This is a genomic window from Arcticibacter eurypsychrophilus, assembly GCF_001730525.1.
Classification (GTDB): Bacteria; Bacteroidota; Bacteroidia; order Sphingobacteriales; family Sphingobacteriaceae; genus Arcticibacter; species Arcticibacter eurypsychrophilus.
On record NZ_MDFN01000001.1, the window covers coordinates 336937 to 363358 of the forward strand.

The 26422-nt window shown below is 39.3% G+C and carries 16 protein-coding genes; 5 read left to right on the top strand and 11 right to left on the bottom strand.

Features of this window, described 5'->3' with window-relative positions; all coding sequences use genetic code 11:
• Positions 1-84: 84 nt before the first annotated feature.
• The 5 genes from BFL47_RS01430 to BFL47_RS01450 form a co-directional block, all read right to left on the bottom strand.
• On the bottom strand, positions 85-1590 hold the full coding sequence (locus BFL47_RS01430; RefSeq protein ID WP_069657995.1) for an ATP-binding cassette domain-containing protein: 1506 nt from the start codon (positions 1588-1590) through the stop codon (positions 85-87).
• A 156-nt stretch (positions 1591-1746) separates the two neighbouring features.
• A complete protein-coding gene (gene recB / locus BFL47_RS01435) occupies positions 1747-5148 on the bottom strand; it encodes an exodeoxyribonuclease V subunit beta (RefSeq protein WP_069657996.1) in 3402 nt (1133 codons plus the stop codon).
• A gap of 4 nt (positions 5149-5152) precedes the next feature.
• A complete protein-coding gene (gene recC / locus BFL47_RS01440; RefSeq protein WP_069657997.1) occupies positions 5153-8347 on the bottom strand; it encodes an exodeoxyribonuclease V subunit gamma in 3195 nt (1064 codons plus the stop codon).
• 2 nt (positions 8348-8349) lie between these two features.
• Complete coding sequence (gene recD / locus BFL47_RS01445) at positions 8350-10155, bottom strand: exodeoxyribonuclease V subunit alpha (RefSeq protein ID WP_069657998.1); 1806 nt, start codon at positions 10153-10155, stop codon at positions 8350-8352.
• A 121-nt stretch (positions 10156-10276) separates the two neighbouring features.
• Entirely contained in the window at positions 10277-12751 is a 2475-nt protein-coding gene (locus tag BFL47_RS01450; RefSeq protein ID WP_069657999.1) for a glutaminase family protein, read from the bottom strand.
• 376 nt (positions 12752-13127) lie between these two features.
• Between BFL47_RS01450 and BFL47_RS01455 the strand changes: the two genes are divergently transcribed.
• A complete protein-coding gene (locus BFL47_RS01455) occupies positions 13128-13928 on the top strand; it encodes a response regulator transcription factor (protein ID WP_083256929.1) in 801 nt (266 codons plus the stop codon).
• A 23-nt stretch (positions 13929-13951) separates the two neighbouring features.
• Here the strand turns inward: BFL47_RS01455 and BFL47_RS01460 are convergent, their stop codons facing one another.
• Positions 13952-18226: a hybrid sensor histidine kinase/response regulator gene (locus BFL47_RS01460; protein WP_083256930.1), complete on the bottom strand. Its 4275-nt coding sequence runs from the start codon at positions 18224-18226 to the stop codon at positions 13952-13954.
• Between the two features lie 413 nt (positions 18227-18639).
• On the opposite strand from BFL47_RS01460, the gene BFL47_RS01465 reads away from it, so the two are divergent.
• The 3 genes from BFL47_RS01465 (at position 18640) to BFL47_RS01475 (ending at position 20712) form a co-directional block, all read left to right on the top strand.
• Positions 18640-19488, top strand: a complete 849-nt coding sequence (locus tag BFL47_RS01465; RefSeq protein WP_069658001.1) for a hypothetical protein — start codon at positions 18640-18642, stop codon at positions 19486-19488.
• Positions 19489-19510: 22 nt separating this feature from the next.
• Positions 19511-20158 carry a DUF6266 family protein gene (locus tag BFL47_RS01470; RefSeq protein ID WP_069658002.1) on the top strand — a complete coding sequence of 216 codons (648 nt, stop codon included), beginning with the start codon at positions 19511-19513 and terminating at the stop codon, positions 20156-20158.
• A gap of 320 nt (positions 20159-20478) precedes the next feature.
• Complete coding sequence (locus BFL47_RS01475; protein WP_069658003.1) at positions 20479-20712, top strand: hypothetical protein; 234 nt, start codon at positions 20479-20481, stop codon at positions 20710-20712.
• 40 nt (positions 20713-20752) lie between these two features.
• On the opposite strand, the gene BFL47_RS01480 is transcribed toward BFL47_RS01475, so the two are convergent.
• On the bottom strand, positions 20753-21121 hold the full coding sequence (locus tag BFL47_RS01480) for a diacylglycerol kinase family protein (protein ID WP_069658004.1): 369 nt from the start codon (positions 21119-21121) through the stop codon (positions 20753-20755).
• Positions 21122-21160: 39 nt separating this feature from the next.
• Positions 21161-22450 (bottom strand): sulfite exporter TauE/SafE family protein, encoded by a 1290-nt coding sequence (locus BFL47_RS01485; RefSeq protein ID WP_083256931.1) that lies wholly within the window; start codon positions 22448-22450, stop codon positions 21161-21163.
• A gap of 123 nt (positions 22451-22573) precedes the next feature.
• Here BFL47_RS01485 and BFL47_RS01490 point away from each other — a divergent pair, with 123 nt between their 5' ends.
• On the top strand, positions 22574-22876 hold the full coding sequence (locus BFL47_RS01490) for a phosphoribosylpyrophosphate synthetase (RefSeq protein WP_245681268.1): 303 nt from the start codon (positions 22574-22576) through the stop codon (positions 22874-22876).
• A 1-nt stretch (position 22877) separates the two neighbouring features.
• On the opposite strand, the gene BFL47_RS01495 is transcribed toward BFL47_RS01490, so the two are convergent.
• From BFL47_RS01495 to BFL47_RS01505, 3 genes are all read right to left on the bottom strand, one after another.
• Positions 22878-24119, bottom strand: a complete 1242-nt coding sequence (locus BFL47_RS01495; RefSeq protein WP_069658005.1) for a hypothetical protein — start codon at positions 24117-24119, stop codon at positions 22878-22880.
• A 93-nt stretch (positions 24120-24212) separates the two neighbouring features.
• On the bottom strand, positions 24213-24428 hold the full coding sequence (locus BFL47_RS01500; RefSeq protein ID WP_069658006.1) for a hypothetical protein: 216 nt from the start codon (positions 24426-24428) through the stop codon (positions 24213-24215).
• 52 nt (positions 24429-24480) lie between these two features.
• Positions 24481-26388, bottom strand: coding sequence for a beta-N-acetylhexosaminidase (locus tag BFL47_RS01505; RefSeq protein WP_069658007.1), 1908 nt, complete (start codon positions 26386-26388; stop codon positions 24481-24483).
• Positions 26389-26422: the final 34 nt, after the last annotated feature.

The following is a 26422-nucleotide window of genomic DNA, read 5'->3' on the forward strand; positions in this document are numbered from 1 at the left end:
CGTAAACACGTATGCGGATTTATCGTCTAATACAAATAAAAGCAAAAGGCATTAATCAAACATGCAGTATATGTGATGATTATGTTAAGAATCTGTGTTAAGTGCAACTTTCTCCAGTTTAAAAACCTGATCTACAACATCAGGAATCTCGTCAGTGTAGTGACTTACATAAATCAAAGAAACGTTGCTGTTATGGCAAATAGCGTTAACCAGTTGTTTAAAATGATCTTTTTGCTTCGTATCAAGTCCCTGACAAGGTTCGTCAAAGATCAGCAAGACAGGATTCTTAACCAGTGCCCGTGCCAGCAGGCATAAACGCTGATTACTAGCAGAGATGTTACGGAATAGTTTACCTGCAATTTCTTCAATCCCCATTACCTTCATCCAACGCATGGCAATTTCCGCAAGCTTTGGATTTGAAGCACGATAAAGCCCCAAAGTATCATAGAACCCTGATTCTACTACGTGCAGACAAGAACTGGAGGATGGGAAATATTGAAATAATTCAGGAGAGACAAATCCGATCCTCTTTTTGATATCCCAAATACTTTCACCAGAGCCTCGTTTACGGTCGAATATAATAATGTCGTTGGCATAGGCTTGCGGATTGTCTCCATTGATCAAACTAAGCAAAGTAGACTTGCCGGAACCATTCGCACCCAGCAAAGCCCAGTGTTCACCCTGACGAATGGTCCAATTAATATGGTTTAAAATCAAAGCATTCCCATACTTAACCACTATATTTCCCATCTTTACGATATAGTCAAACGGTGGTATTGTCGTGCGGTTTATAAGTTCCCTTAATTCGTTTAGATCCAGAGGAGCAGTGGAAAGATCTTCGTACTGATCCTCCAGAAAAGCTTGATGCGAAAGCGTTTTAATGATCCGGCATTGTTCCAACACCGCAACATGAGTTACCGCATCAGGAATTTCTGATGGCGATGTAGCCATAATAATGTGTATTCCAGAGGCATTAACTTCTGCTATTAGGTCGTTGAAATCAGCCCTGCTTTTAACATCCAAACCTGTTAACGGATTGTCAAGCAATAGAAGAATTGGATTTTTAATGAGTGCAGCAGCTAATAATAACCGTTTTGTTTCCCCATTAGACAACTTAATGATCTGCTCTTCCATCAAATCGTTGAGGTTTAGACTCTGTACTACCTTTGTAATATTCCAGTATAACGAAGGCAAATGAGATTTTAATCCCGAAAGATAAGAGCCCACAGTAGGCGCATTATCCGAATCCATGGAATTATAGCGTTGCTGATAATAGAATTCTGTTGTATTTGAAAGATTTCGAAAGTTATGCCTGGAAGACACAAAAGAGATCCGCTTATGCCAGTTGATCAATTCCCCTGCGAGCGCACTTTCTTTATTGGCTGTGTCAAAGTAGCTTGTGTCTATAAACCCTTTACTCAGTCCTAACCTTCCTGCAATGGTTTCCAGTAAGGCACTTTTCCCCGATCCACTTTCTCCAATCAAGGCCCAGTTTTCAAATTCGCTTATGCTAAAGCTGAGATCTTCAAAGATGATTTGATTCAGATTGCGAACAGTAATGTGTTCGAATGCCAGTATCGTTTGAGCCATGGGGTTAAATTAAGCAGATTTCTTCTGATTGAAGAACTAAAATAAGGTCGCAGTAATTCAATTCCACAAATGCAAGGGTTTAATACTATGGATTAAAAAATACACATTCGAATGTTGAACCAGGAGAATAACAACTCAAGCACCCATAAATACCCTCTACAATTCTTGAACAACCGGACTCAATACATTTTCTAAACTTAAAATCGTCTCCTCCGATGGCTTTTGAACATATACCCCATTTGAGGAATCTTTTCGAATTCCCCTTAAAAACATATAGATAACCCCACCAAAGTCTCTTTCATAGTCAAAGCCAGGTAACCTGCTCTGTAAATACTTTTTGACTGCCAGTGTATATAAAAGATACTGCAGATGGTAGTTATTTTCATTCATGGCCAGTGCCATATTCTCCTGCGTATAATCCTCCAGCTTATCCCCCAGAAAATTAGATTTCCAGTCCAGCACATAATACCTTCCCTCCCATTCAAAGAACAAGTCAATTTTCCCATTCATCACACCTTCCATTGATGACGGACCATTTACATCAATTCTGATCTCCTCAGTAGATAAATACTTCAGCGAAAAAGGATTAAACAAGGGCACTGTAAAATCAAATTCAAGTTCATGGATCCTTTTGTTGTATGCAACACCTAATAAAGTAAAAGAAGTCGCATCAATAACAATCCGGGTTTGCATCACATGTTCCACCATATTCAGCAGCCTGTCCGCGAACATGCTTTCCTGTCTTGGCGCAAAACGCTTTAAAGACGATTCAATCTTTCCCATCCATTTATCCGGATCCATAAAATTGATCGTTTCAAACAAATGATGCAACATGTTCCCGGTGTTGGCTCCCTTGGGCAAGTCTTTAAATACAAAAAGATCATATTTATCTTTATGCGTCTGATAACTAAAGCGCATCGTACGGTCATGTTGCACATTAAGCCTGCTGTAACTCATCCTCATCCAATTCTGTTGTGCCAATTCAAAGTGCACAGGCATCGAATCTGGCAATTTAATTAGCGGCTGATCTGCTCTGTATTTATATTTTTCAGGTATCTCAAGCGCGGTATCAAATTGAATTAGAGACGCATCCAAACCCTCTACAGCAGACACAAAAGTTCTCAGTGTCGAATTTCCTGAACCCGTGCTTCTGTATATGAAACACTTATATACCGCACGGGTAATAGTGACATATAACAAACGTCGATTTTCCTGTTCTTCCTGATAACGAATCAACTCTTTTTGCTCATCACTAAGTTCTTCAAGTCCGGCAGATACATATTTACCAGTTTCTTGATTTTTAAAACTGTAAAAATCTCTTTTCGCATTAAAGACAAAGTCAAGCTGTGGGGCGAGCACAATGTTATATTCAAGTCCCTTACTTTTATGAATAGTCACTATTTTTACAGCCTCTTCATCACTTTCAACCCGCTGTTCAAATTCATCCCCCTGTGTTTCCATGCCATCAATTCCCCGTTTCAGCCAACTAAGCAACTCCAGCGCATTCAACATCTTTGTAGATTGCACCTTATGAAACAATTCAATCAACTGAAAAAGGTTAGTAATAATTCGTTCTCCATTTTTAGTATCACCACCTAAAAGTACCTTCCTCACATTGAAATCGGCAACGAAATCAATTAACGCAACATAAATACCGTCTTTCTCCCATCTGGACTTATAACCGGAAAATAACTCCATCACCCTTTCTTCATTTAAATGCAGCAGGTCATCGATCGTATAGCCGGTTAGTGCTGAAAGTAAAGCTCTGTTAATGGACGACATGGAGTTCGTATACATAGCATCCAAAATATACAATAACCAAACAGCTTGTTCAGATTGTAATACTTTGGATTCGCCAATCGTAACCGCTGGGATATTATATTTCGACAAGAGATTTTTCACATCTTGCCCCATACTATTATTACGTATCAAAATCCCAATATCCGAAGGACTAACCGCTCTCCTTTTGTTGTTCTTATCGATCAGGAAGGTTTTTCCATCCAATAAGTTCATTACCTGTGCAACAACAGCCACTAATATTTCACCCTTATTCGGTTCTATGATCACGCTAATCGGAACATCCTGCTCATCATCCCGGAGAAGAGTACCTTTAGAATTAACTGAAGGAGATTCCACCTTAATGTACTTTATACTATCCACCTCATCTCTATAATGAAACGTATCAAAATTCTCCACAGGTTTAAAAAAGAGATTCATTGCATCGATATAGGTAGTCGAAGAACGGTAATTCTGATTCATTCCATAAAGGTGATCCACTTCACTACAAGCTTTAAAATAAGTGGTAATGTCCGCTTTCCTCCAGGCATAAATGGATTGTTTCGGATCGCCAATGTAAAACAAGATAGTATCTTGTTGAAAGGCGGTTTGAAAGATTTCATATTGCTGCTGATCCGTATCCTGAAATTCATCAATAAACACAGCCTTATATTTCTCTTTCAATCCTTCAATTAACTTCGATTCTTCCCGGACTACCAATGCCTCATGCAAATTGACAATCATATCATCAAACGTCAGCTGGTTATTCCGCAGTTTATACCCTTTTATCCCTTGATCGATTTGCCGAATAGCCATACAATGAATTCGGCTAATTACTTTATTAATCTCCTTTATCCGGTTTTCAACAAACTTATCACATTCAATAAGTGTTTCTACAAGATGAGGAAAAAGCTTTTGTGCATAGCCTTTATCTTTTTTATCAGACAACTTATCTAAAAACACCTTGGGCTCGAAAAGAGTAGCATATAAACTTTTCTTTGCATATCCGTTACTCTGAATACGCGCTTGGATATCATCTACAGAATCCAATACCTGTTGCACTAAATAAGTTCTTATTTCGTCTTCTTTAAACTTGATATCTCTTAGTAACTGGATTATGCTATTGTAGTCATCTGTGCAATAAGAATACACTTCATCATGATTGTAAAACAAATACTGCTTTCCCCCAATGTGCTCTTTCACCATGGAAGCAATACTATTCCTGCTAAATTTAGCTTCAATCAATATCTCAAGCAATTCTGCGGGTAAGGTAGTCACCTCTTTACGCCAAAACTTATTGACTTCATCCTGCAAAACAGTACCTATATCCTGAAGCGTCTCCGCACCAAAAAGCTGTTTGGTTTCAAAGGCAAATTGTGTCAACGTCTGCTGACAGAAACTATGAATGGTCAATACCGAAGTCTCATCCAAAAATAGCACCGCATCATAAAGTAAACGTTCCACCTTCTCTTCTCCCAATTTCCCAACGGCATCATCAACTACCGTTATGATAGTAGCATCCTCTATCTCTTGCCCCTGCGCATATTTATATGCTAACCGCAGGAATAGCCGGATCCTTTCTTCCAATTCTGCTACTGCCGCTTTGGTAAAAGTGACCATCAAGACCTCCTTCACTAACAGCTCTTTTTCTAAAATCAGGCGAAGCATTAAAATGGCAATAGAATAGGTCTTACCGGTACCGGCACTCGCTTCAATCAGGTTACTTCCAAATAAAGGTACCTGAACAGCATTAAAATCTTCAACAGCGTTATTTGATGGCATGCTATTATAAATAATAAGTAGGAAATAATGTAGTTAAAGGCACAAGCAACTGTTCGGCGTTTTGAATAAATTCTTCATATACTCCTTCTTGAGTAAAATATTCTTTATCATACTCTTTAGCTGCATATACATCATACGATCTTGAAGGATCGTTAAATTTATTTTTAACCATTAGAGTATATTCTCCTTCATTAAGGGCATCTAATTCCAAAGGATTTATTTCAAAGTCAGGATAAAAGGTAAGAATTTTGTGTTGCCCCTGCTGATATAAATCAACCAGCTCTTCCAACCTGCTCAAGGCATCAGCCTGACTAATTTCCATCCCTTCATAGATCTTATCATGGATGGCCGAGATAAAATAAAGCCTTAAATTTAATCCACATGCCTGCGCCACGAGATAACGAATGCTTGCCTCTACCAAATATTTCGTTTCATGTTTAGACCAGCATAAACTAACTAATTTTTGTCCGTAAACTTGCCGTAAAGTACCTTTTAAAAGCATGCCCTTAACCGTTAGTTCTATAGGCACACTCACTGCAACATCAACGGCTACTACCTCATTAAAAAGATCCCGCATAGGCACTACTTGTTGCTCTACCTTACTCAACGTAATGTCAGCCATGCTTTTTAATGGAAGACCACCAGTTTTAACCAATCTTTTCTTCAACTCTGAAGCTTCTTCAGGACTAGTCCTTAACAAATCCTGTTTCAAACTCCAAAACTGAAGTGCATCCAGATCAAATAATTCCGTTTCAGGCAATAACACTGCATCCGTGTTATAATAAATTCCCAAAACCTGATTATAATATCCCTTTATCGGGTTCTTGAAAAAGCTTACCAATTTATCTAAAGAAAGTTGTTCAACTAACTGATTGTCCTGTACTTTAGCCCGGTCAATTAATCCACGATTAGCCGGAATCTTCTGATTTAAATACGTGTAGAACCCACTATCACCCTGCTGATATTTCTGACTGAAACTGTGCAACGGATGACGGGTAACCAGCTTTTCCTTTATACCTGCTTTATTTTCAGTACCCGACTCGATATAATCGATCAGTTCATCCACAAGAGCTGATGGAGGAACAACCGTATTATCCTTTGCACTTTGCCCAATGTAGCTGATATAAAAGTACTGATCAGCCGATAAAATAGTTTCCAAAAATAAATGCTTGTCATTCTCCTTTACATTCCTATCCCCTCTTCGTTTATCCTTTTCCAGCAGGTTAAAGCTTACCGGAGTTTCCTTTCTTGGGAACTGATCAAAATTCAAACCCATTAATGCGACCACCTTAAAGGGAATACTCCGCATCGGAATCAACGAACAAAACGTAATCCCGCCCTGTACAAACGAACCGGCACGCGTTGCACCTGAAATAGACTGAAGAAACTGATGACTGAATACTTCATAACTGATGACTTCCGTCAGCAATGGCGTCAGCATATTATATTTCTCTAACTGACCTAGCAAAAGCTCATAATCTTCTAAAGTACCCTCCTCAGGATCCCATACCAGATTTTGCAGCACATACTCCATATACACCACCCAATCTGCAATCGTTCTATTCCTTTTTCGCTCCCTAACCGAGTTCATCAGGATTTCAACAAAATGACAAAAGCGAATAATTTCATAAGAAGCAGAACCTTCGATACTATCCAATGGATAAAAACTTTCCGCACCAGTCCCATACTCCTCCTCGCCCAGCATACAGATGCCAAACATCATACGCTGAATTCCGTACTCCCAACTTACGTAGATGGTATCATCGGCCAATTCACCATCCATCCCAAAGCGGATATTCGCTTTATTAACGGTATTACGAATCAATTGCAGATCTGTAATACCAAACCGCTTACGGATATATCCTGAATCCAGGATCTGCAATACCTCCTCAGCCTTAAAGTTTTGCTCATTTAGGGATAGCAAGGCATGTAAAGCATTGCTTATTGTATCCGTGCTTGTGAAATTCTCATCCGCAATCGTATACTGAAATTTATAAGGCGCATTACTGAACACCGCCTTAATATAAGGCGCATACGCATCGATGTCGCTCACCATAACCACAATATCACGAGGCGACAACGTCTCTTTTCTTTGATCAATAAGATGTATCAGGTAATTATATAATACTTCCACCTCCCGCACAGGCGTGAAACATGAATTTATAGTGACCGAACCATCTGACAGATCTTCCGGCAATAACAAACTACGATCCTCCTGACTAAAGTTAAAAAAGATATCATGCTGAATTTTATGCAGCAGGCTATCCTCTTCAGGCTCCTCAATTTCTACCTCGTCATACACATTCAGCATCTCCTCATTCTGGAAAAACAAATGAAACGTGTTTTGAATTACCCTTCCCCAGCTTGTTAAAAGCGGGTTTCCTAGACTTTCGTCACTGCTATCAACGAAACCCTTTTTCTTCATCCAGGTGAGTTGCTTCTCACTCTTGTCTTCAAACCAATATACAGAAGGTGCGGGATTTAAAATATGAAATGAAAAATCAAGGTATCGGGCGATCTCGTAAAACAAGGTAAGATGGTATCCGGTAGTAATAGAGAGACCAAAAACATGGATCGCCGGCATCTGAGCCCTAAGCAACTCAATAGCTGATTCACGCTTCAAATTTTCAATGATATAGTCACAAATCAGCGTTTTATCAGGAAGCTGCACCTCTGCTATCACACGCGCTTTAGCCCATAGATATTGCTGCCAGTCCTGAATGGTACGATCATGCGGATCCGTCTCATTCCAATGAACAATCATTTCCGGACGATAGATCTGGTACTGATCAAAGAGATCGGCAATCTTATCCGCTAAGCCCATCCGCTTCACCTCTTTATCCGGACCATCATAGTTATAATAATCCGATACCGCAGGAAACCGTTTGATAAATACCGGATCCGCTAATAACGTATACAGTAACCAGGATATATTATCCGCAGACAAGGTAGCACCAGATCCCTTACCTCCCAATAGATAATAAATCTGGTTGATAATGTCGCTGGGCTTAAAAAAGCGGTAATTGGCAGCAATCCCCATATGCTCTGCAAACTGGAGCTTCAGCCAGTTATTCATTCCATCGGTCTGCGTAACCAGGATATGAGGCTGAAAAACCCCTTGTTCCTGGTGTTTTAATTGAACACAAAGACGCTTGGCTAATTGCGCCAAAGAATTTGATACCTGTAAATGTAATGCCATCTTTAATTTTCTTCCAGTTTAAGACGTTCCACAATCCCGGAGGCTCTTTCCACCACACGGCTGCAAGCCTCATCAATAACCTCTTCAGATCCCTGAAGCAATACATAGGTCCGGGCGCGCGTAACTGCCGTATACAGCAGCTCTCGTGTTAAAATACTATTATTCGAATCGTCCGGCAAAACAACTAGTACCTGGTTGAATTCAGATCCCTGACTCTTATGAATGGTCATAGCATATACCGTTTCGCAATTCTTTATAAAACCCGGACTAAAGGATTTGACTTCGCCCTCTTTATTTTCAAACCAGGCATGAAACACACCGGCATCGTCAGGTCTAATAAGGCCAATATCGCCATTAAAAAGACCTAAGTTATAATTGTTACTCGTGACAATGATGGGACGGTTTTCATAAAATTCCCTGTCCACTTTAATCAACCGTTTATCTTCGAGGTACTTTTCAATCTTACTGTTTACCGCAGCTAAACCATGAACACCTTCTCTAACCGCGCATAAGACCCTTAGATTATTAAATTTACGTAACGCCACAACCTGATCTTTTTCCTTTATATATTCCTCATAACCCTGAACAAACGACTGAAATAGCTTATCCGAATAAGCAGTATCCACCTGCACCTGTTCTCCTGAGGCATTAGTAATAAACTCATGAATCACCGGCCTGTCATTACCCAAAATTGCTTTACTAAAGCGCCCTATTCCACTATTTCCTGTAAACCGGTGACTGAACATCAACTCTACTATATGCTGAAACAAAGGATGGCCTGAGTGGCCCGACTGGTGCTCAACAGAAATCTGAGAAGCGCTATCCTTAATAAACGAGTTAATTAGTTCCGCCTGCGGAGTGCTAAACACATTCAACCTTTCCTGAGCAAGACAAAGATCCCCAAACAAACTTCCCGCTTCTACAGAAGCGAGCTGATTTTTATCACCCAAAAGAATCAAACGCGTTCCGGTACCAATCGCATCCATGAGTTTGGCAAACAAAGCCACATCAATCATGGAGGATTCATCTACAATAATCACATCGTAATTCAACGTGTTATCATGATTATGCTTAAAAAACGGCGAATCCGGAATATAACCCAGCAACCGGTGAAGCGTGGAAGGTTCAAGTGCCTGAAACCGCTTATTCATCTCCTGATCATCAGAAGAACTCGCTTTCTTGAGCGACTCACCCATTCGGGCAGCTGCTTTACCTGTTGGTGCCGCTAAGGCAACCTTCAACGAATGGTTTAACGTAAATAAAAGTGCCAGAACCTTTGCTACCGTTGTGGTTTTTCCAGTTCCAGGTCCCCCTGTAATGATTGTAAAATTCTGAAGAACGACACTTAGCGCTGCCGCCAGTTGCCAGTCCGTCCTTTGATCTCCCACAGACGCTGCAGAACCACTTTTTTGGAACAACTCCTGTATATACGCACGATGACCATCTAGAACCGAAAGACGCTGAGACATTAACTCTTTTTCCGACTTTATCGAAGCCACAATCTTGTTCAGTATAATCGTTTCATATTGAAAATAACGATGCAAATACAGCCTGTTATTTAATAGCACAAAAGGCTGCCGCTCTGACGGTTTCACAGCCACCAATTCCTCCTTTGAAAGCCGATCCGGTTGATCAAGGTAAGCTAACCAGTCATCTGATAATACCGTATCATCCTCTTTCAATGCATTTAATAGCAGACAAATATGCCCTTCACTCAGCTTTTTAGAAAGCAGGTAAGCATACGGTTGAAGATACCGGGACGGAAAGTAAGAGGCAAATTGCTGGTGAACATCCTTTAATGTAACCATGAATAAAGTATAGATTTTAAATTGAATGAAGATCTCGCTAACAGACAAATGTACTCAGTATTCCCCAAAAAAAAGAGCCCGTCCTAACCGGACGAGCTCTCAATCTTAAATTTATATCCTATTATTTCGGAGCATTCAACTTATAGTCCAATGCTTTAATGAAGTAACCGGCTACCACACTTCGTGCCTGAAAACCAACCATTTTCCCATCAGTTGTTTCATGCCAGTCGCTAATCGGAACCCTGGATGTGGTTTCGGTGGCATACTTATAAATTGGTGCTACCAAGGCCTCAAAATCTTGCTGATTATCAGTTAATGTGGATGTCCACATGATCCAGTCTGATTTGGTATAGCTCTTCCTACTATCCAAAGGAAGTCCAAAATCATTCTGCTTGGTCAGGTAATACTTGATCTCTGCCGCATAAACATCTTTAGGAAACAATTCAAATCCCAGGATTTTATCCCAAACAAGGTTATATTTCTGACTCCATGTACCTTTATTTCCAAAAGATAAAGAGTAGTGGTCACCATCAGCAGCCAACACCTTCCACTTTCCGGCCATTTCCTTTGCACTGCTTCTAAATCGCTGAGCCACTTCTTTTTCTCCAAGTTCATCAGCAAGCATCGCATAAGCGCCTAAGCCTACAATAGCTTTTACAGAAAGGTTGGCATTTCTTGCCATATGACCTGCAAAATCATCTGTACACAACTGATTAGCAGGATCAAATCCTTCTTTCATTAAATAATTTGCCCATATAGTCAAGGTTTTCCAATGCTTTTTAGCGTAATCCGCATTACCTTCCACACGGGCAATCGCAGCAGCAAGAATGATCATATTTCCCGATTCTTCTACCGGCATATCCTCTCCATAAGTCTGTCCATTAGCTAAAGGATAAGTACCAATATCATGTGCCGCAAATGGTTTATTGAACTTACCGCTTTCACTGTAATAAAAGATGCCATTCATCATTCCCTTTAACAGGTCCGGATTGTAAATTAAGTATAACGGTGCTGAGGGGTAAGTAAGGTCTACGGTATTGATAGATCCATTACTAAAATTCTCTTTCGATAAAAACAACAATTCACCCTGTGGACTCTTTACGAGTTTATGTGCCGCATTAGCCTGACGATACACCATCTGACAAAGTTCCGCATACTTCGTGCCACCTGCTTTCAGCGCATTTGCATACATCTCTTCATCAAATGCAGTGCATTTAGCCATCACACTTTTATAATCTGTAAATGCGATTCCTAACTGTTTTTCAATAGTTTGTTTACCATCCTGATTCCACCATGGTCTCAAATTTTCTTTAAAATATTGAATCGAATACAAATCGTCATAGGCCAGCATAATCACTTGCTCTTTTACCGCCGTGCCTACTTTCCCAAAAGGAATCACGGTATTCAATAGCAATTGTTTACCTTCATTCAACGATGTCGTTGTCTTTATTGCAGCAAAAACGGATGATATAGAACCTCCGGTATTACTTACAAATTGAATGGCTTGTGATGAAGAGGGAACTGCAACATAAAAATATCCCCAATCAATCCGGAGATCATCTCCTTGTTTTTTCAAAACTTCCTGCGATTTAGTCCCTGCCTTTAAAACAGATAAAGCTCCGGTAGTATACTTCTGAGTAGCAACTTCCTGTTCCGGAGTATTCACCGCTATAGCAGATGAAGCACCAAAATAAACCTGCACATCATGTGAGGCACCATCGTTTGACTTCACCTTAGAGGTGATATAAGATACCGGTCTGGAGTAAATATCCAAATCAGTCAGCAACAAAGGAGAAGTAAAAGTAAGCGTCAAATCTACCTTTCCACAAGTAAGCTGATAAATCGTTTGGGTTGCTTTTAATTCTAAACTATTTTGTTTGGCAACTTGTATCGCATTGTCCTGATCTGGTTTTTCTTCCACAATACCAGCATCCAGCCATCTGCCTCCGGCAGTATTAGCGACATGAATAGCCAATACATTTTTACCTTTACGAAGCGATTTCTTTACTGATTCCTTGATGCTTTTGTATTCAAACTTATTGTTATAACCCTGATGTTTATAAATTTCCTCGCCATTCAAATACACTTCAACATTATCGTCATGCATTAATTTCAAAAAAAGATTATTCAGATCTGTGTTAGCAAGCGTAAATTCTCTTCTTACCCAAAGATCGTGACTCTGCCAATTGGTTTTTGCAAGCTTCTTGTCATCTCCAAAAGGTGCAGTACCATTTTTCCAGCTTCCATCAATAAAACCAGTCATCATCCATTCCACAGATGGCGTAGTTTCTGTATACCGTACGGTATAACTTTTTTCATCTGATGCCGGCACTATGGTTTTAAACGATTTTTCATTCTTTCCCAAAAAGCGAAAAATAGTGCCATCAACCTTTATAAATCCCAAGATTGATTGATCCGTTCCGCTCCAATGTTTAGTAGGAGAAGCGGTCAACTCATCCGTAGTGGACCAAATACTGAAATAAGGGTCATGCGTAATTAAAGGATATGCAGGTGCTGTCTGCTGTTGTGCATACACGCTGCTTCCCAAAAAGAAGGTGTAAATCAACCATGTAAATTGCAAAAAAGGATGTTTCATTCTAGTCATTTTTATCAGTGTTCAATTATTTAAGACTTTCCGGATTATTGTTTAAGCCACCTGACCAATCATCATTTATGAGAATAGCACAAATAGCGTTCTTCTCCTCCAGGCGCAGTAATAGGTTCATTTATTTGATTTATTTGATTAAATATAATCATCTCAATTGGCCGAAATGATTAAAATAACATTGAAACAAAGATTAACATTTGTTTAACATTAAACTATTCGTTACGTCTCAATCTTATTCAATATCATCTCAATTATTGATCTGTTTTAGCCAAACAGAATGAAATTTGTTAAGAAGACCGATTACCTCAGCGGCCAATTGAAAAAGAAATAACACTATGTTTGTGTGCAGATTAAATTGCAAACCATGACTTCTGAATCTATAACGACTGAATATTCTTCAAAACCTGTAATACTCCTGGTAGATGATAATGAAGAAATCCTTGATTTCCTTCAAGATGATCTGGAAGAAAAATACACCATTCTAAAAGCATCCAACGGTAAGGAAGCACTGGAAATATTAAACAGCGATTTAGTAAACCTGGTGATCAGCGATATTATGATGCCTGTGATGGATGGATATGAGTTATGCAGGACCATCAAATCTGATTTCGAATACAGTCATGTTCTTGTTATTCTGCTTACAGCAAAAAACACGATACAGGCTAAGATTGAAGGACTTGAATTAGGTGCCGACGCCTATGTAGATAAGCCCTTTTCACCGGAATATCTGCAGGCTCAGATTGCAAATCTCCTTTCCAACCGCAATAAGATCATTGATTATTTTATCAGTTCTCCATTGGTGCACATCAAATCCATGGCCATTAATAAAGGCGATGAAAGCTTCCTGGAAAAGTTGAATGACAGTATCTATAAAAACATCGAGAATACTGAACTGGATGTCAAACAGCTTGCAGAGACGCTGAATATGAGTAGACCAACCTTATACAGGAAGATCAAGGCGATATCAAACCTCACCCCTAATGAATTGATTCATATTGCCCGCCTCAAAAAAGGAGCGGAGCTTTTGGCAAAAGGGAATTACAAAATATACGAAATCTCAGAAATGGTGGGATACAGCTCCCAGACTAATTTCGGAAGGAACTTTCATAAGCAATTTGGCATGTCGCCTTCTGTGTATGTGCAGAAATTAAATGATAAAAATTAATACAAAGAAGAACGGAAGCATAATCAGCATTTAATGGATGCCGTTTTCTTCAAAATCTTTTTTAACTCTTCCAGTTTAATAGGTTTCGCTAAAAAATCATCCATACCTGCCTGCAAACATTGCTGACGATCTTCAAACATCGCATTTGCTGTCATAGCCACTATCTGAGGTTGCGGCAACGTACTTTCTCTTATAATCCGGGTAGCTTCCAGTCCATCCATTATTGGCATCAACACATCCATGAATACTAAATCATACGTTTTTAACCTACACATTTCAACCGCTTCCAGGCCATTATTAGCCACCTCCGGCTGGTATCCCAATTTATTTAATACGCGTATTGCCACTAATTGATTCACTAAATTATCCTCTACCAAAAGAATATTCAGCGGTGAGGATAGAGCGAAACTTTCTGAAAGCACATTTTTCCCCTTTTCGTCATTAAGCTGTAAATCAACTAAATGCACCTGCAAAGAATGAAACAATTGGCTATATTTAATCGGTTTCGTTAATGTACTACTAAATAAATCGGGATAATTTCTTTTACTTTCATCTCCAATAGGGTACAATAGAATTATAGGAAGCTCAGGCCATTTCAACTTAATTGCTTCGGCAAGCTGAACACCATCCATTAATGGCATTTTTAAATCTGTGATAATGAATTCGAAATTCGAGTCTTCTGCAAGAACACCTAAAGCCTCCTCTCCTGAAGATGCTAGTTTAGGAATATAATTCCAATTTTGCAGTTGTCTTCCGAAACCCTGCAGGCTCGTCAAATTATCATCTACAACCAATATTTTCTTCCCTTTATTGAATAAGGTAAAAAAATAGGGGTCCTGATCACGCATTAACTTTTTCGTCAATATAGTAAAACTAAAAGTTGCACCCTTTCCCTCTTCACTAACTACATCCATATTTCCACCCATTAAAACAACCAACCGTTTGCTTATAGCAAGACCCAATCCTGTTCCTCCATAAGTGCGTGTAGTTGATGAATCAACTTGTGAAAATGCCTTGAATAATATCCCCATTTTATCTTCAGGAATACCAATACCAGTATCCCGAACCGAGAAAGCTAGTGGAATAGTATCTGATGATCCCTGCAGACGACCAACCTTGAGCAGTACATCCCCCTGTTTTGTAAACTTCAGTGCATTGTTTATTAAATTAATCAGCACCTGCCGTAATCGAAGATCATCGCCAACAACCAAAACCGGAATAGCAGGATCAATCTCGTAGATCAAATCTAAATCCGATTCTGCCACTTTAACTAAAAAGAGATCTATTACAGACTCTATGCAATCGCGCAAATTGAACTCATGCAAGTCTAACTGCATATTCCCCGATTCTATCTTCGAGAAGTCAAGGACATCATCTATAACCCCTAATAAAGACTCTCCACTCTTGGTTATGATTTTAACATACTCATCCTGTTCTGTATTCAGACTGGTCTGCGACAATAAAGAAGACATCGTGATCACACCATTCATAGGTGTTCTGATCTCATGACTCATCGTAGCCAGAAATATACTTTTTGCCTGATTCGCTTTTTCTGCTTCCTGACGAGCAGATTCTGCATCTTCACGCGCCTGCCGCTCTTGCTCTTTTTGTTTAAACAGGTCCTCATTCAACTCATACAAATTCTCAGATTGTGACTTAAGTTCTTCAGATTGCGCTTGTAACTCATTATTCATATGCTGAAGCTGATCCGATTGTTGAACAACTTCTGCTGTACGCTCTTTAACCTGTCTCTCTAAAATAACTTTTTGAGCCACTACGGAACGGGTGTGGTACACAATAAAAGCATAAATAGCACTTGCAACAACCAGCACACCAAGCACCTTAAACCACCATGTAAGCCAAAACGGAGGCGTAATAATAATACGCAGACTAGTCCCTTTTTCATTCCAATATCCATCGTTATTAGCAGCCTTCACTCTGAAAACATAAAACCCGGGATCTAAATTAGTATAAGAAGCCTTTCTGTCTTTGGTATAAGTCCACTCTTTATCAAATCCCTCCAGCTTATATGCATACTGCGTTTCATCTGCAGCGGTAAAGCTTAATGCCGTATATTCCAAAGTAATCACAGCTTGATCATAAGATAAAACCAGTTCTTTAGTAAGCGATATATTCTGTTTCAAAGGAGAGTTTGGACCAATTGGCACCGGCTTATTAAACAGCTGGAAATCCCGTATCAAAACAGGTGGCAAATTTTTATTTACAGGAATATGCAGAGGATCAATCAAGTTGAAACCAGAATAACCCCCGAAATAAATTTTTCCAGTATGATCAATAAAACCCGAGCCTTTGTTAAACTCCAAACTTTGCAGTCCATTATTCAAAGAGAAGATTTTAAAGACCTTAGTTTTATAATTAAACCTGCTTACTCCATTGTTGGTACTGATCCAAAGATCACCCATTTGATCCTCCACTATAGCATTAATAATGTTTCCTGGCAGGCCCTCACGTTCCCCATAATTCGAAAACTTTTTCGTCTTCGCATCATACCGGCATAATCCTCCCCCCATTGTTCCTAACCATATATTTCCTTTACGATCACCATAAATAGAAAGGATAATATCACTGCTCAAATTGCTATTTTTCATAGTAAAATAGCTGAACTTTTTAGTTTTTTGATGATATACATTTACCCCTCCAGAAAACGTACCAATCCAGATATCTCCTGCCTGATCCTGATATAGTGCCCTGATATAATTATTAGCTATCTTGCGGCCATCATTTTTGTAATCAGTCATGAACCTGGTCACTAGCTTAGTTTTTGTATCCAGGACATTTACTCCACCACCATTGGTGCCCATCCAAATATTTCCATTTCTATCTTCAAGCAAAGTATACACTGAGTTATTTGATAAGTTCTTGGGTCCAGTACCTACTGTATAACGCTGAAAAATATGCTTAGATGGCTCATATGAGCTAATACCTCCATCATAATAGCTAATCCACAGTTTTTCACTGAACTTGCTTTTCTTAATATCTAATATGGAGTAGTTGGTTAATGAGTTATCCGTGTTTGATATCGGACTTATTCGTGAGAACGATTTGGATGCCAAGTCCAGTAAGTTTAATCCACCACCCTCTGTACCTACCCAGATACTTCCATCTTCATTTTCAGCAAAGGCAGAAATCATATTACTGCTTAGCGTATTTTGATCAAAGGAGTTGCTCCTATATACGTCAAAGACAGGCAGATTCCGATCATATGTATTTATACCACCAGCATAAGTACCGACCCACATAATTCCATTACGATCATTTAATATAGAGGTAACGGAAAAAGTAGACAAAGAAGTTGTCTTACTCGGATCTGACAGGTAATGATAGAAAGTTTGTGTTGAATAATTAAAAAGATCTAGTGTATACTGAGTTCCTACCCAAAGTTTACCTGAAGCATCAACACTTAAAGCGGTTATATTATTATTACCTATACTATTATCATCAGGACCCGTGTTTTTATGATGCTTAAATGTATTGGTTTTAGGATCAAATAAATCCAGCCCCCCACCCATTGTTCCGATCCATAAATTTTTCTTTTTATCTTCAATAATGGCTTTTACAGTATTAGAGCTTAACGAATTAGGATCTTTAGCATTATGGAAAAAGTGTTTAAATTTCTTCTTGCTATCCATACGATTTAAACCATTGCCTGTACCAATCCACAAATTAGCCCTGCTGTCTTCATAAATACAAAGGATATCAGAATCACTCAATGAAGTGGGATCGCCCGGATTGTACATTATTCGTGTAAACTTCTTGGTTTTACGATCAAATAGATTCAAATTATAATGTGTACCAATCCATAGATTTTCTTTGCTGTCTTCAAAAATACAAGTAATCGACTCGCTGCTTAATGAATTAGGATCGCTAAGTACCTGAACATAGTTAATAAAGGAGTCAGAAGCCCGATCATATTTGCTTAAAGCTCCGAGTGTACCGACCCATATATTCCCCTGCTTATCCTCATAAAGGCTTTCAATATAGTTCCTTAGAATACTTTTAGGATTGCTTGCATCATTACGATAAATAGTCATCTTATACCCATCGTATTTATTCAATCCGTCCTGTGTGCCGAACCAAATAAACCCGTATTTATCCTGTATCATACAGTTCACTGTACTCTGCGACAGGCCATCTCTGCTTTTAATATGACCAAACTTGAGATCCGGCTGTTGAGCGGATGTTGGAAAAACAAAAAAAACACAAATAAACAAGATGCAAATCCCTGCAAGTGCATTTAAATGAGATGATAAAAGAGGTGTTCCCTTAGGCGTATTCATCTGTTAGTACCGAAAATAAATATAATACCGCTAGTTACGGTTTTTTTTCTTTTGCTTCGCTATCAGGTTCATAAAAAGAGTTGCCAAATTAATAATAAGAGTTTTAATGGAGCAAAATAGATCTGAGCCCCGGTTATCGCTTGTAAAACACCAATCAGCTTCAAAATACCCCTTGGCAAACGAATAGCCAGATTAAGGTCTGTTTACCCTTGACGTTACAGTGATGCCACAGTGATGCCACAGTGAGGCCACGTTCTTGTATTAAAAGGTGGCCTCACTGTGGCATCACTGTGGCATCACCCTTGCATTACTCATAATCTAACCCTAATTATTCCTATATAAGTCCTTCATTTCTATAACCTTTTGCCTATTTTATATGTTTTACTATTACTTAACCTTATTAAACCAATATAATGGCCATACAAGACAAAAATGGATTTCTGAAAGGAAAAAAAGGCGATAGCATTTATCGTCTGCTCAATAATAAACCAACGGTTTCGCAAAGACCAGTGCAAGTACATCAGGTTGAAAACTCCAAAATAACAGCTTTTGAATTTGGACTTTGCAGTAATACGGCTAGATGTATCCGATTAGCTTTTAGTATTTTTCATATTGGCCTGGACGGCGGGTTCTGCAACAGATTAAACACAGCAATACGGTCAGCCTTTATGTCGGGTAAAAATACGAGAATCGGGACCCGCGACTTACACGACGCCGATCTGAGGCCTTTATTCCAGCTGCAGTTCAATCAATATGCACCAATGGGAAAGGTTTTAAAGGTCAGACCAACGGTATGGCTTGAAGATAATGATACGGTAAGCTTTTCTTTACCCTCCTTTTCAGTCATCAAAGACCTTATCTTTCCTAAATTAAACTTGCATGTAAACTGTACACTCCGCATTACCCTTTGTGCTTTTCATTTCAGAAAGGAGTTTTATCAAAATATGGGCTTCCAGGACATCGAACTCAGCGGATCGGTTTTTCCGGGTGTACAATGGAATTTTGATGAGTGTGTGCCTGCAGGATCGATACTTCTGGTATGCATGTCCCTTCATTATTTTATAGTGGATCTTGCTATTGGCAAAAAGGATCTTGGGCTTAAAGAATTTAGTCCGGCTGAAATAGTTGGCGCATTTTCTATTCCGTCGGATAAAGAAGAAAAATTGGAATCCAGCTCGAACTGGGATGATAATCAATTACCACTGGAAGGATACAAGGGCAATATGCTTTTGAGAGACAGCGACCCATCCTGGGCATATTAATCAAAAAATCAAAACAGACAAAATGGGAACATTTAAAGGAGGATCCAACAGTGCCTTTTCGGGCAAAGTGGGCAGCGTTGTAGGCAGTAACTGGAAAAAGATAAACTACATTAAAGGACTGCCTAAAAGAAGCAACAAACAAGCTTCTGAAGCACAGTTATTACAAAGAGAGAAATTTCAGTTAATTGTGAAATTCATATACGATATCCTTCCGGTTATTGAAAAAGGCCGCGACCGGAAGAAAACGCAATACACCACTGCAGCTAACGTGGCTGTGAGTTATAACGCCTTGCATGCATTAAACGCAGATGGCTGTGGAATAAACTTCTCGAGAATCATGATTAGCGATGGCTCATTACCCAAAGCGGCTGATGCTTGTGCCTTGTGGATGACTGAAAACTGCTTACGGGTTTACTGGATTCCGGTACCACGCTCCCCAAGTACATCAGTTGATGATGAAGTTACCCTGTTATTCTATTGGCCCGACAATTCTACTTTTTTAAGCCAGGTAGCTGCGGCGGTACGAAGTGATGGAAGTATCAACATCGTTATCGATCCCATGAAATCAGCGGATATATGCCACCTGTATATCTTTTTCACTTCACCAAAGGGAATTAGCTCCCCAACTTTTTATATGGGGGAACTAAGTACGTTAAATAATCGTAAATGATAATAGGGGAAAGGGCTGATCATTTTTTCTTCGTTACTGCATTTGTAGGGGAATTTTTTGATTTAGTAAAAGGATCTGATGGTTTTAATAGTCAATTATGAAGTATTTGCGCAAGTTTCTTTGCGTAGGCAGGCGTGTATTTTCATGAAAAAATAATGAAAATAAAAAAATACAACTTATAGTAAATAAGATTGTTACCCTATTTAATATTAATAAAATATACGGTACATTAAAATTGGCTGTCAATATTAATGATATTAATACGTTCTTATAAATAAGAAAGCATGTAAAAATATTACATTTGCATAACATATTCAACTATGGACATTGCATTAAAGTTTAAGATTGTTGAAAGGATCGTTCAGATGGATGATGAAAAATTGCTGAATGAAATCAAATCTTTGGTGGGTTTAACTGACGACGACCTCATTGTTATGGAGCCACAAAAGGCTACTGAGTCTGCCCCACTTCCTACACCGGAGACTCTTCATGGAGAAAGTGATCCGCAGTCAGAAGTTATGGCGGAGTTGATCAATCGTTTTCTGAAGAAATAAGATTGTTGTTTCCTGAAGGAGTACGGACCTGATTAAAAACTTACAAAAAAACCCAGATTTTAGGCAACAGAATTACACAAGCTACACTACATGCAAATGCTGCCGCGACTAATACAGCCCCTGCTGACAGGTCTTTAATCATCTTTATATCTGTATCATAATCTTTGCTTATGTAGTTCATGATGCGCTCTATGCAGGTATTAATCATTTCAGTTATCAAAACCAGCGTGATAGCCAGCAAAACAAACAGCCACTCAACCGCAGTTAAGCCGCAACATATCGAAATGAATATGGTAATTGTAGCAAGGATTAAATGAAGTTTAGCATGCACTTCATTTTTAAAAAATCCGCTAATGCCTTCTATCGCATATTTTAAACTTTTATACCGGGTAAGCCAATAGTTCGTCATCCTGATTTCTTTAACAGCCTTTTGCGCTAAAGTACGGATTTAGATTGCAGAAAGCGTTTTCCACAAAGTACGGATACTTGAAATAATAACCAGGGTACCTACACTGATCAGCATAGGTTTAGTTTTAAGTCTCCCGGCTAACTTTGCTGCCAGAGGTGCGGCTAATAGTCCTCCGATAATTAATCCGGCAATGGTTTGAATATGACTGGTTCCCAAGATAAGGAAAAAGGTTAAGGCACTTCCCAGGGTAACAAAAAATTCAGTGAGACTTACTGTCCCGATAATATAACGGGGCGTTTTGCCTTTAGAAATAAGGGTACTGGTTACCAGCGGTCCCCATCCACCACCACCAAAAGAATCCAGAAAGCCACCAGCACCAGCCAGCCAGCCAGCATGTTTCACTTTTTGAGAGGCACGTTTTTGCTTAAAGGCATTGGTTAAAATTCGCAAACCTAATAGCAGCGTATAAACGGATAATATGGGTCTAAGCCAGCTTCCGTATTCTTCGCCCAGATAGGACAATAGAACAGCTCCTGCGACAGCGCCAAGGACGCCAGGGAGCAACAGTGTTTTGAAAAGTTTTTTATTTATGTTTCCGAAGCGGTAATGACTATAACCGGATGCTCCACTGGAAAACATCTCGGCAGTGTGGATACTTCCACTAATGGCTGCAGGATTAAGACCAGTAGATAACAGTACAGTAGTCGAAATAACACCATAACCCATACCTAAGGCACCATCTACCATTTGCGCGACAAAGCCCGCCAATACCATCCATCCGAAGGCGGCATCCAGATCCAGATTAACGGCAAAAGCCCTGAAAGCATTAGTAATATTATGAAGAGGGTAATAGGAGGATACTACATGACCTAAAATAATAAAGGCCAGGGCAAATAAACATTTATTCGCAATGCTTTTCCAGTATACATCACCAGTTACTGTGGGTTTTCCAGATGTTGCTCCCGGCAAATGGTTGGCTTCTATTGAATGCTCCTTTACGTTTCCGTTTAGTATAGAAATGATGATTCCCTTACTATGTGCATCCTTTTGTACGGTATGTGCTAGAGTAGTGTCAATGGATTTAAATATAATCAGATCGTACCCACTAAGAAGATCTGCCGTATAATTTGAATGTGTTAGCCGTACATCAGGAAAAGGCGCATCTGTTTCGGTTGGATCAGTTTCTAAAAGATCAACCACTACATCCTTATTTTTTTTTGTCCACGCAGCAATAGCCTGACTCACTTCTTTACTTGTCCCTACGGCCAGAATTTCAAAGCTCTTGATTTCCCCGTTATAAGACTTTGCTTCCGTTACTATTTGTTGCATCTGTGATTATTTACCCTTTTGAAATGTGAAGACTGATTTAACCCGGTAACAAAAGTATATAAATTCTACCATAATTGTAGTCTTTTATGATTTATGAGTACCATCTTGTTTATACGACTAATAATGAGTAGATTTAAAATAAAAAGCATGGAGCCAATGACTACTGTTTTGGAAGTAATAGATCAACTGCGCGAAGATGGCTATACTATAGATTTTAATTTAGATTTAAAGATCAACCCTGATGAATTTGTTGTAGATAAACATTACCGTTTTGAAGGCGCCTCAGATCCTGACGATGAAGCGGTAGTTTATGCAATCTCCTCTCTTAAACATAATCTTAAAGGGATTCTGGTAAATGGATATGGAATAAACAGCAATCCTGTTGCAGATGAGATGATTAAAGCGTTGAAGGAAAGAGAACTTTAAATTAACCTTCAACTGCTTTCTGCTTTAAAAAATATTCACTCGCGCTTAAGTATTGACGCAAAGACGCAGCATCTTTATCTTCTAATTTGTCCTGAGAAAGTGCTTTAAGATGTGATAGCTTTAATAAGGAGCCACAACCGGCAGCGGTAAAAAGCTTCGTCAGCTTCTCATCTGCTCCTATATTCAAAGAGTTAAAAATACTGAGATTGTCAATACCCAGAAACTTCTTGTCCAGCAATTGCACATTGGTCATTTCTTCCAGTTTCTTACCTTCCGGAGTACCATCATTAGTCAGAAACAAGAAGGATCGGATAATAATTTTGGCATCATTCAGAGTTACTAAAAAATACCCTGCCTTTTCATCAGATAGATATACGGCAATCAGGGTATGATTCGGTCTTTTATAATATTCGATCTCAAACTCATGAAAGGTTAAAAAAGCAATCATGTGCATAATTCCAGGGGTTATTCCAAGTCTTTCCTGCAAACGCATAAAGGCATGGTTTTGAATATATACATCCAATGGGATGTCAAATTGTGCCACATCAAAGCCAAGTTTAGAGGGTTTGATCTTAGCCCACATAAACTCGAAGTCCTTACCTATCCATCCAACACGAGTTAAGTCGCGCTTTTTACCTTCAATGATGATTTGTGTTTTTTCGGGCTTAAAATCACGTAAGTAAATGACGTTTTGCAGGGTGTTCATATCCTGACAGGCAGTAGTAGCCATGTCGGCAATCAGGAGCCGGTCGTTGAGACTGCTATGAAAGATTTCGATGTCTTGCAATACTGCCGCCAGCATTCTAGGGCCTACCTGATAACCCGGGGTATTGGAATAATAAGATTTAAAAGCTTCTTTAATCAGGCTTGAACCGGGGAAATGATTTTCTGTGAGTACCTCTGCGAAATGTATCAGTAAAAGGCCATCTGTTAAATACCAGGAAAGTAATAGCTTTTTATCGGTGTCTGTATTGATATAAACCTCCTCCATCTCTTTCATGAAATGTTTGTTGAAGGCTTCTATTTTTTCTTTGGGAATAAGTGAACCAGGTGCTGCTTTGACTTTTAATACCGGATAACGGGTTTCAAACAGAAAATTTAATGCTTGGGAAGGAAACTTTTCAAAAATACCCGGACCAGCAAGTACGTCACAGATTTCCCTTAGGCGCTCCATAAATAGTTTACGGTGACGGGCTAAAATAACCTTAGGATCAGTATCGGTATTTTGCTTCTTTTTTTTCATTCCCAAGAGGGTAAAATTAAATCAGGAAGCTAAGATACTTGTAAAACAGAACATAAAAGCCGAACACTAAAATGTCCGGCTTTTATGTTCTGTTTATACATTCTTTTTTGAAGAGGCAACAATAGCAATACCTCCAATAAGCAATATTCCGCCCAAGTATGGAGGCCAGTTTACGGTTTGTTTTTTATCAGCAGAAACCTGAATAGGTCCTGCATCGATGATTTTTGTTTTTTTTGTGTAACTAAATCCGGTCCAAATCAGCATGATAACCCCAACCATAATTAATACTAATCCTACAGTCCTGTTCATAACTTTAAGTTTATACTAAGATAAAGCAGAAAAGGGCTCATTGTTTGCAAATTTATTTTTTTGCTCTGCTTTGTAAATCAGTTACCAGAATAGTCATTTGCCTTCCTATCGGATTCTTTCCTCTGTAGGAGATCAGTTTAAGCGATCCCGCATCCTTAGGCACGATCAGAGGGGCGGTATACTTGGGGTAAAAGCGATCAGGGAAACTATTATCGAAAGAGTAATAAAGATCCAGACCTTCCACTTCTGAAGTCAGACTTACTACCAGCTGGGTATCTTTACGGCCAACATTTATGATTGGATCGTAAGCGCTAAGGGCGTATTTAATCTCCGCCACATCAAATCGTTCAAATTGCTTTTCTACCCTGCCAAAGAAGTCATTCCAGTTTCTATTTTTCGGTTGCGACCATAACGCCTCGGAAACAGCAAAAGCTCTTGGCCAAGTCATATACTCGGCATGGCGCATATTAAAGATATTTTCAGTCCATAAATTAGCTTGTCCACCCTTAATTAGTGCAGGATTTACCCCAGCAGGCAATGGATCAAATTGGTAAGATTTACTTAAGCGTACAGAGGCATAATTTCTAGGTTCGATAGACACATCTCCCTGCATCAGGTCAATGTAGGCAAAATCCATTGGCACCATCACTACCTCATGACCCAATTGCGCGGCTTTAACGCCATTATCAATACTACGCCAGCTCATCACAGCAGCTTCCACCGGAAGACCACCACCTTCCATGATCTCATCCCATCCAATAAACTTCTTTCCTTTAGATGCGACAATCAGTTGTACCCTTTTGGTGAAATAGTTTTGCACCTCTTCCATGGTTTTCAATCCTTCTTTTTGCATTAAAGCTTTGATTTGAGGATTCTTAATCCAGAAATTATGAGCGGCTTCATCTCCACCCATATGGATATAACCAAAAGGGAAAAGTGCCGCTACTTCAGTGACCACCTTATCAATAAACTCGTATACTTTTTCGTTAGCCGGGCATAAAGCGTTATCAACCAAGCCAATTGGAGGAGCCCCACGCGACCAATCCATAATAGGCTCTCCCGAACGTACTTTATAATTTATAGCTTCCGGAGTACAGGAAAGTTCAGGGTAGGATGCAATGGCTGCCAGACTATGTCCGGGAACGTCGATCTCAGGAAGAATATTTACAAAACGAACTTTGGCATATTCGACCAGTTCCTTGATATCTTCCTGAGTAAAGAAACCACCATAATCACGAACTTCGTTAGCTGCCGGAGGACTGAATTTGCCAAAGTAACCTACCTTTTTTACACTCCAGGCACCTACTTCTGTTAAGCGGGGAAAGCTTTTGATTTCAATTCGCCATCCTTCATCGTCGGCAAGGTGCAGGTGCAGCAGATTATACTTATAACGCACCATGTTATCGATATAAGATTTTACATCATCTTTGGTAAAGAAATGACGGGCTACATCAAACATTAATCCACGCCACTCAAAACGCGGATAATCTACTATTTCCAAACAAGGTATTTCCCATTTTACATGCCCGGCTTCCACATCACCTTCAATTTCTTTAGGGAAAAGCTGTAATAAGGTTTGTACGCCGTAGAATAATCCGGCGGGCTGATTGGCCTTTATGGTAATATTTCGGGTGGTAACTTCAAGACGGTATCCCTCGTCACCTAAAATAGAATCAGTTTTCCTGTTTAATTGTAAATGGATGGTTGCTGAAGAACTCCTGGGAATAATGAGGACGCTAGACCCTGTCGTTGCCGAGATCCGCTCTTTTAATAGATTGGTCATCTGCACTAATTCGGGACTTGGGCCTACACTTATTGTGACGTTTTTAGGAAGAATAAAGGTTCCCGTATTTTTAATTAGTTCAACAGGTATGGGAATCAGGGAGATACCTGTATTTTTCACTTGTGCGAATACCGCGGTATAACATGAAATCAGGGCGATTAATATATATTTTTTCATTTGTGTGTGTTCTTTAATGATTGGCAAAGGCCAT

Bases quoted from the DNA above. Each gene is read 5' to 3' on its own strand.
- BFL47_RS01430 (WP_069657995.1), bottom strand. From the start codon at position 1,590: ATGGCTCAAACGATACTGGCATTCGAACACATTACTGTTCGCAATCTG.
- recB (WP_069657996.1), bottom strand. From the start codon at position 5,148: ATGCCATCAAATAACGCTGTTGAAGATTTTAATGCTGTTCAGGTACCT.
- recC (WP_069657997.1), bottom strand. From the start codon at position 8,347: ATGGCATTACATTTACAGGTATCAAATTCTTTGGCGCAATTAGCCAAG.
- recD (WP_069657998.1), bottom strand. From the start codon at position 10,155: ATGGTTACATTAAAGGATGTTCACCAGCAATTTGCCTCTTACTTTCCG.
- BFL47_RS01450 (WP_069657999.1), bottom strand. From the start codon at position 12,751: ATGAAACATCCTTTTTTGCAATTTACATGGTTGATTTACACCTTCTTT.
- BFL47_RS01455 (WP_083256929.1), top strand. From the start codon at position 13,128: ATGACTTCTGAATCTATAACGACTGAATATTCTTCAAAACCTGTAATA.
- BFL47_RS01460 (WP_083256930.1), bottom strand. From the start codon at position 18,226: ATGAATACGCCTAAGGGAACACCTCTTTTATCATCTCATTTAAATGCA.
- BFL47_RS01465 (WP_069658001.1), top strand. From the start codon at position 18,640: ATGGCCATACAAGACAAAAATGGATTTCTGAAAGGAAAAAAAGGCGAT.
- BFL47_RS01470 (WP_069658002.1), top strand. From the start codon at position 19,511: ATGGGAACATTTAAAGGAGGATCCAACAGTGCCTTTTCGGGCAAAGTG.
- BFL47_RS01475 (WP_069658003.1), top strand. From the start codon at position 20,479: ATGGACATTGCATTAAAGTTTAAGATTGTTGAAAGGATCGTTCAGATG.
- BFL47_RS01480 (WP_069658004.1), bottom strand. From the start codon at position 21,121: ATGACGAACTATTGGCTTACCCGGTATAAAAGTTTAAAATATGCGATA.
- BFL47_RS01485 (WP_083256931.1), bottom strand. From the start codon at position 22,450: ATGCAACAAATAGTAACGGAAGCAAAGTCTTATAACGGGGAAATCAAG.
- BFL47_RS01490 (WP_245681268.1), top strand. From the start codon at position 22,574: ATGAGTAGATTTAAAATAAAAAGCATGGAGCCAATGACTACTGTTTTG.
- BFL47_RS01495 (WP_069658005.1), bottom strand. From the start codon at position 24,119: ATGAAAAAAAAGAAGCAAAATACCGATACTGATCCTAAGGTTATTTTA.
- BFL47_RS01500 (WP_069658006.1), bottom strand. From the start codon at position 24,428: ATGAACAGGACTGTAGGATTAGTATTAATTATGGTTGGGGTTATCATG.
- BFL47_RS01505 (WP_069658007.1), bottom strand. From the start codon at position 26,388: ATGAAAAAATATATATTAATCGCCCTGATTTCATGTTATACCGCGGTA.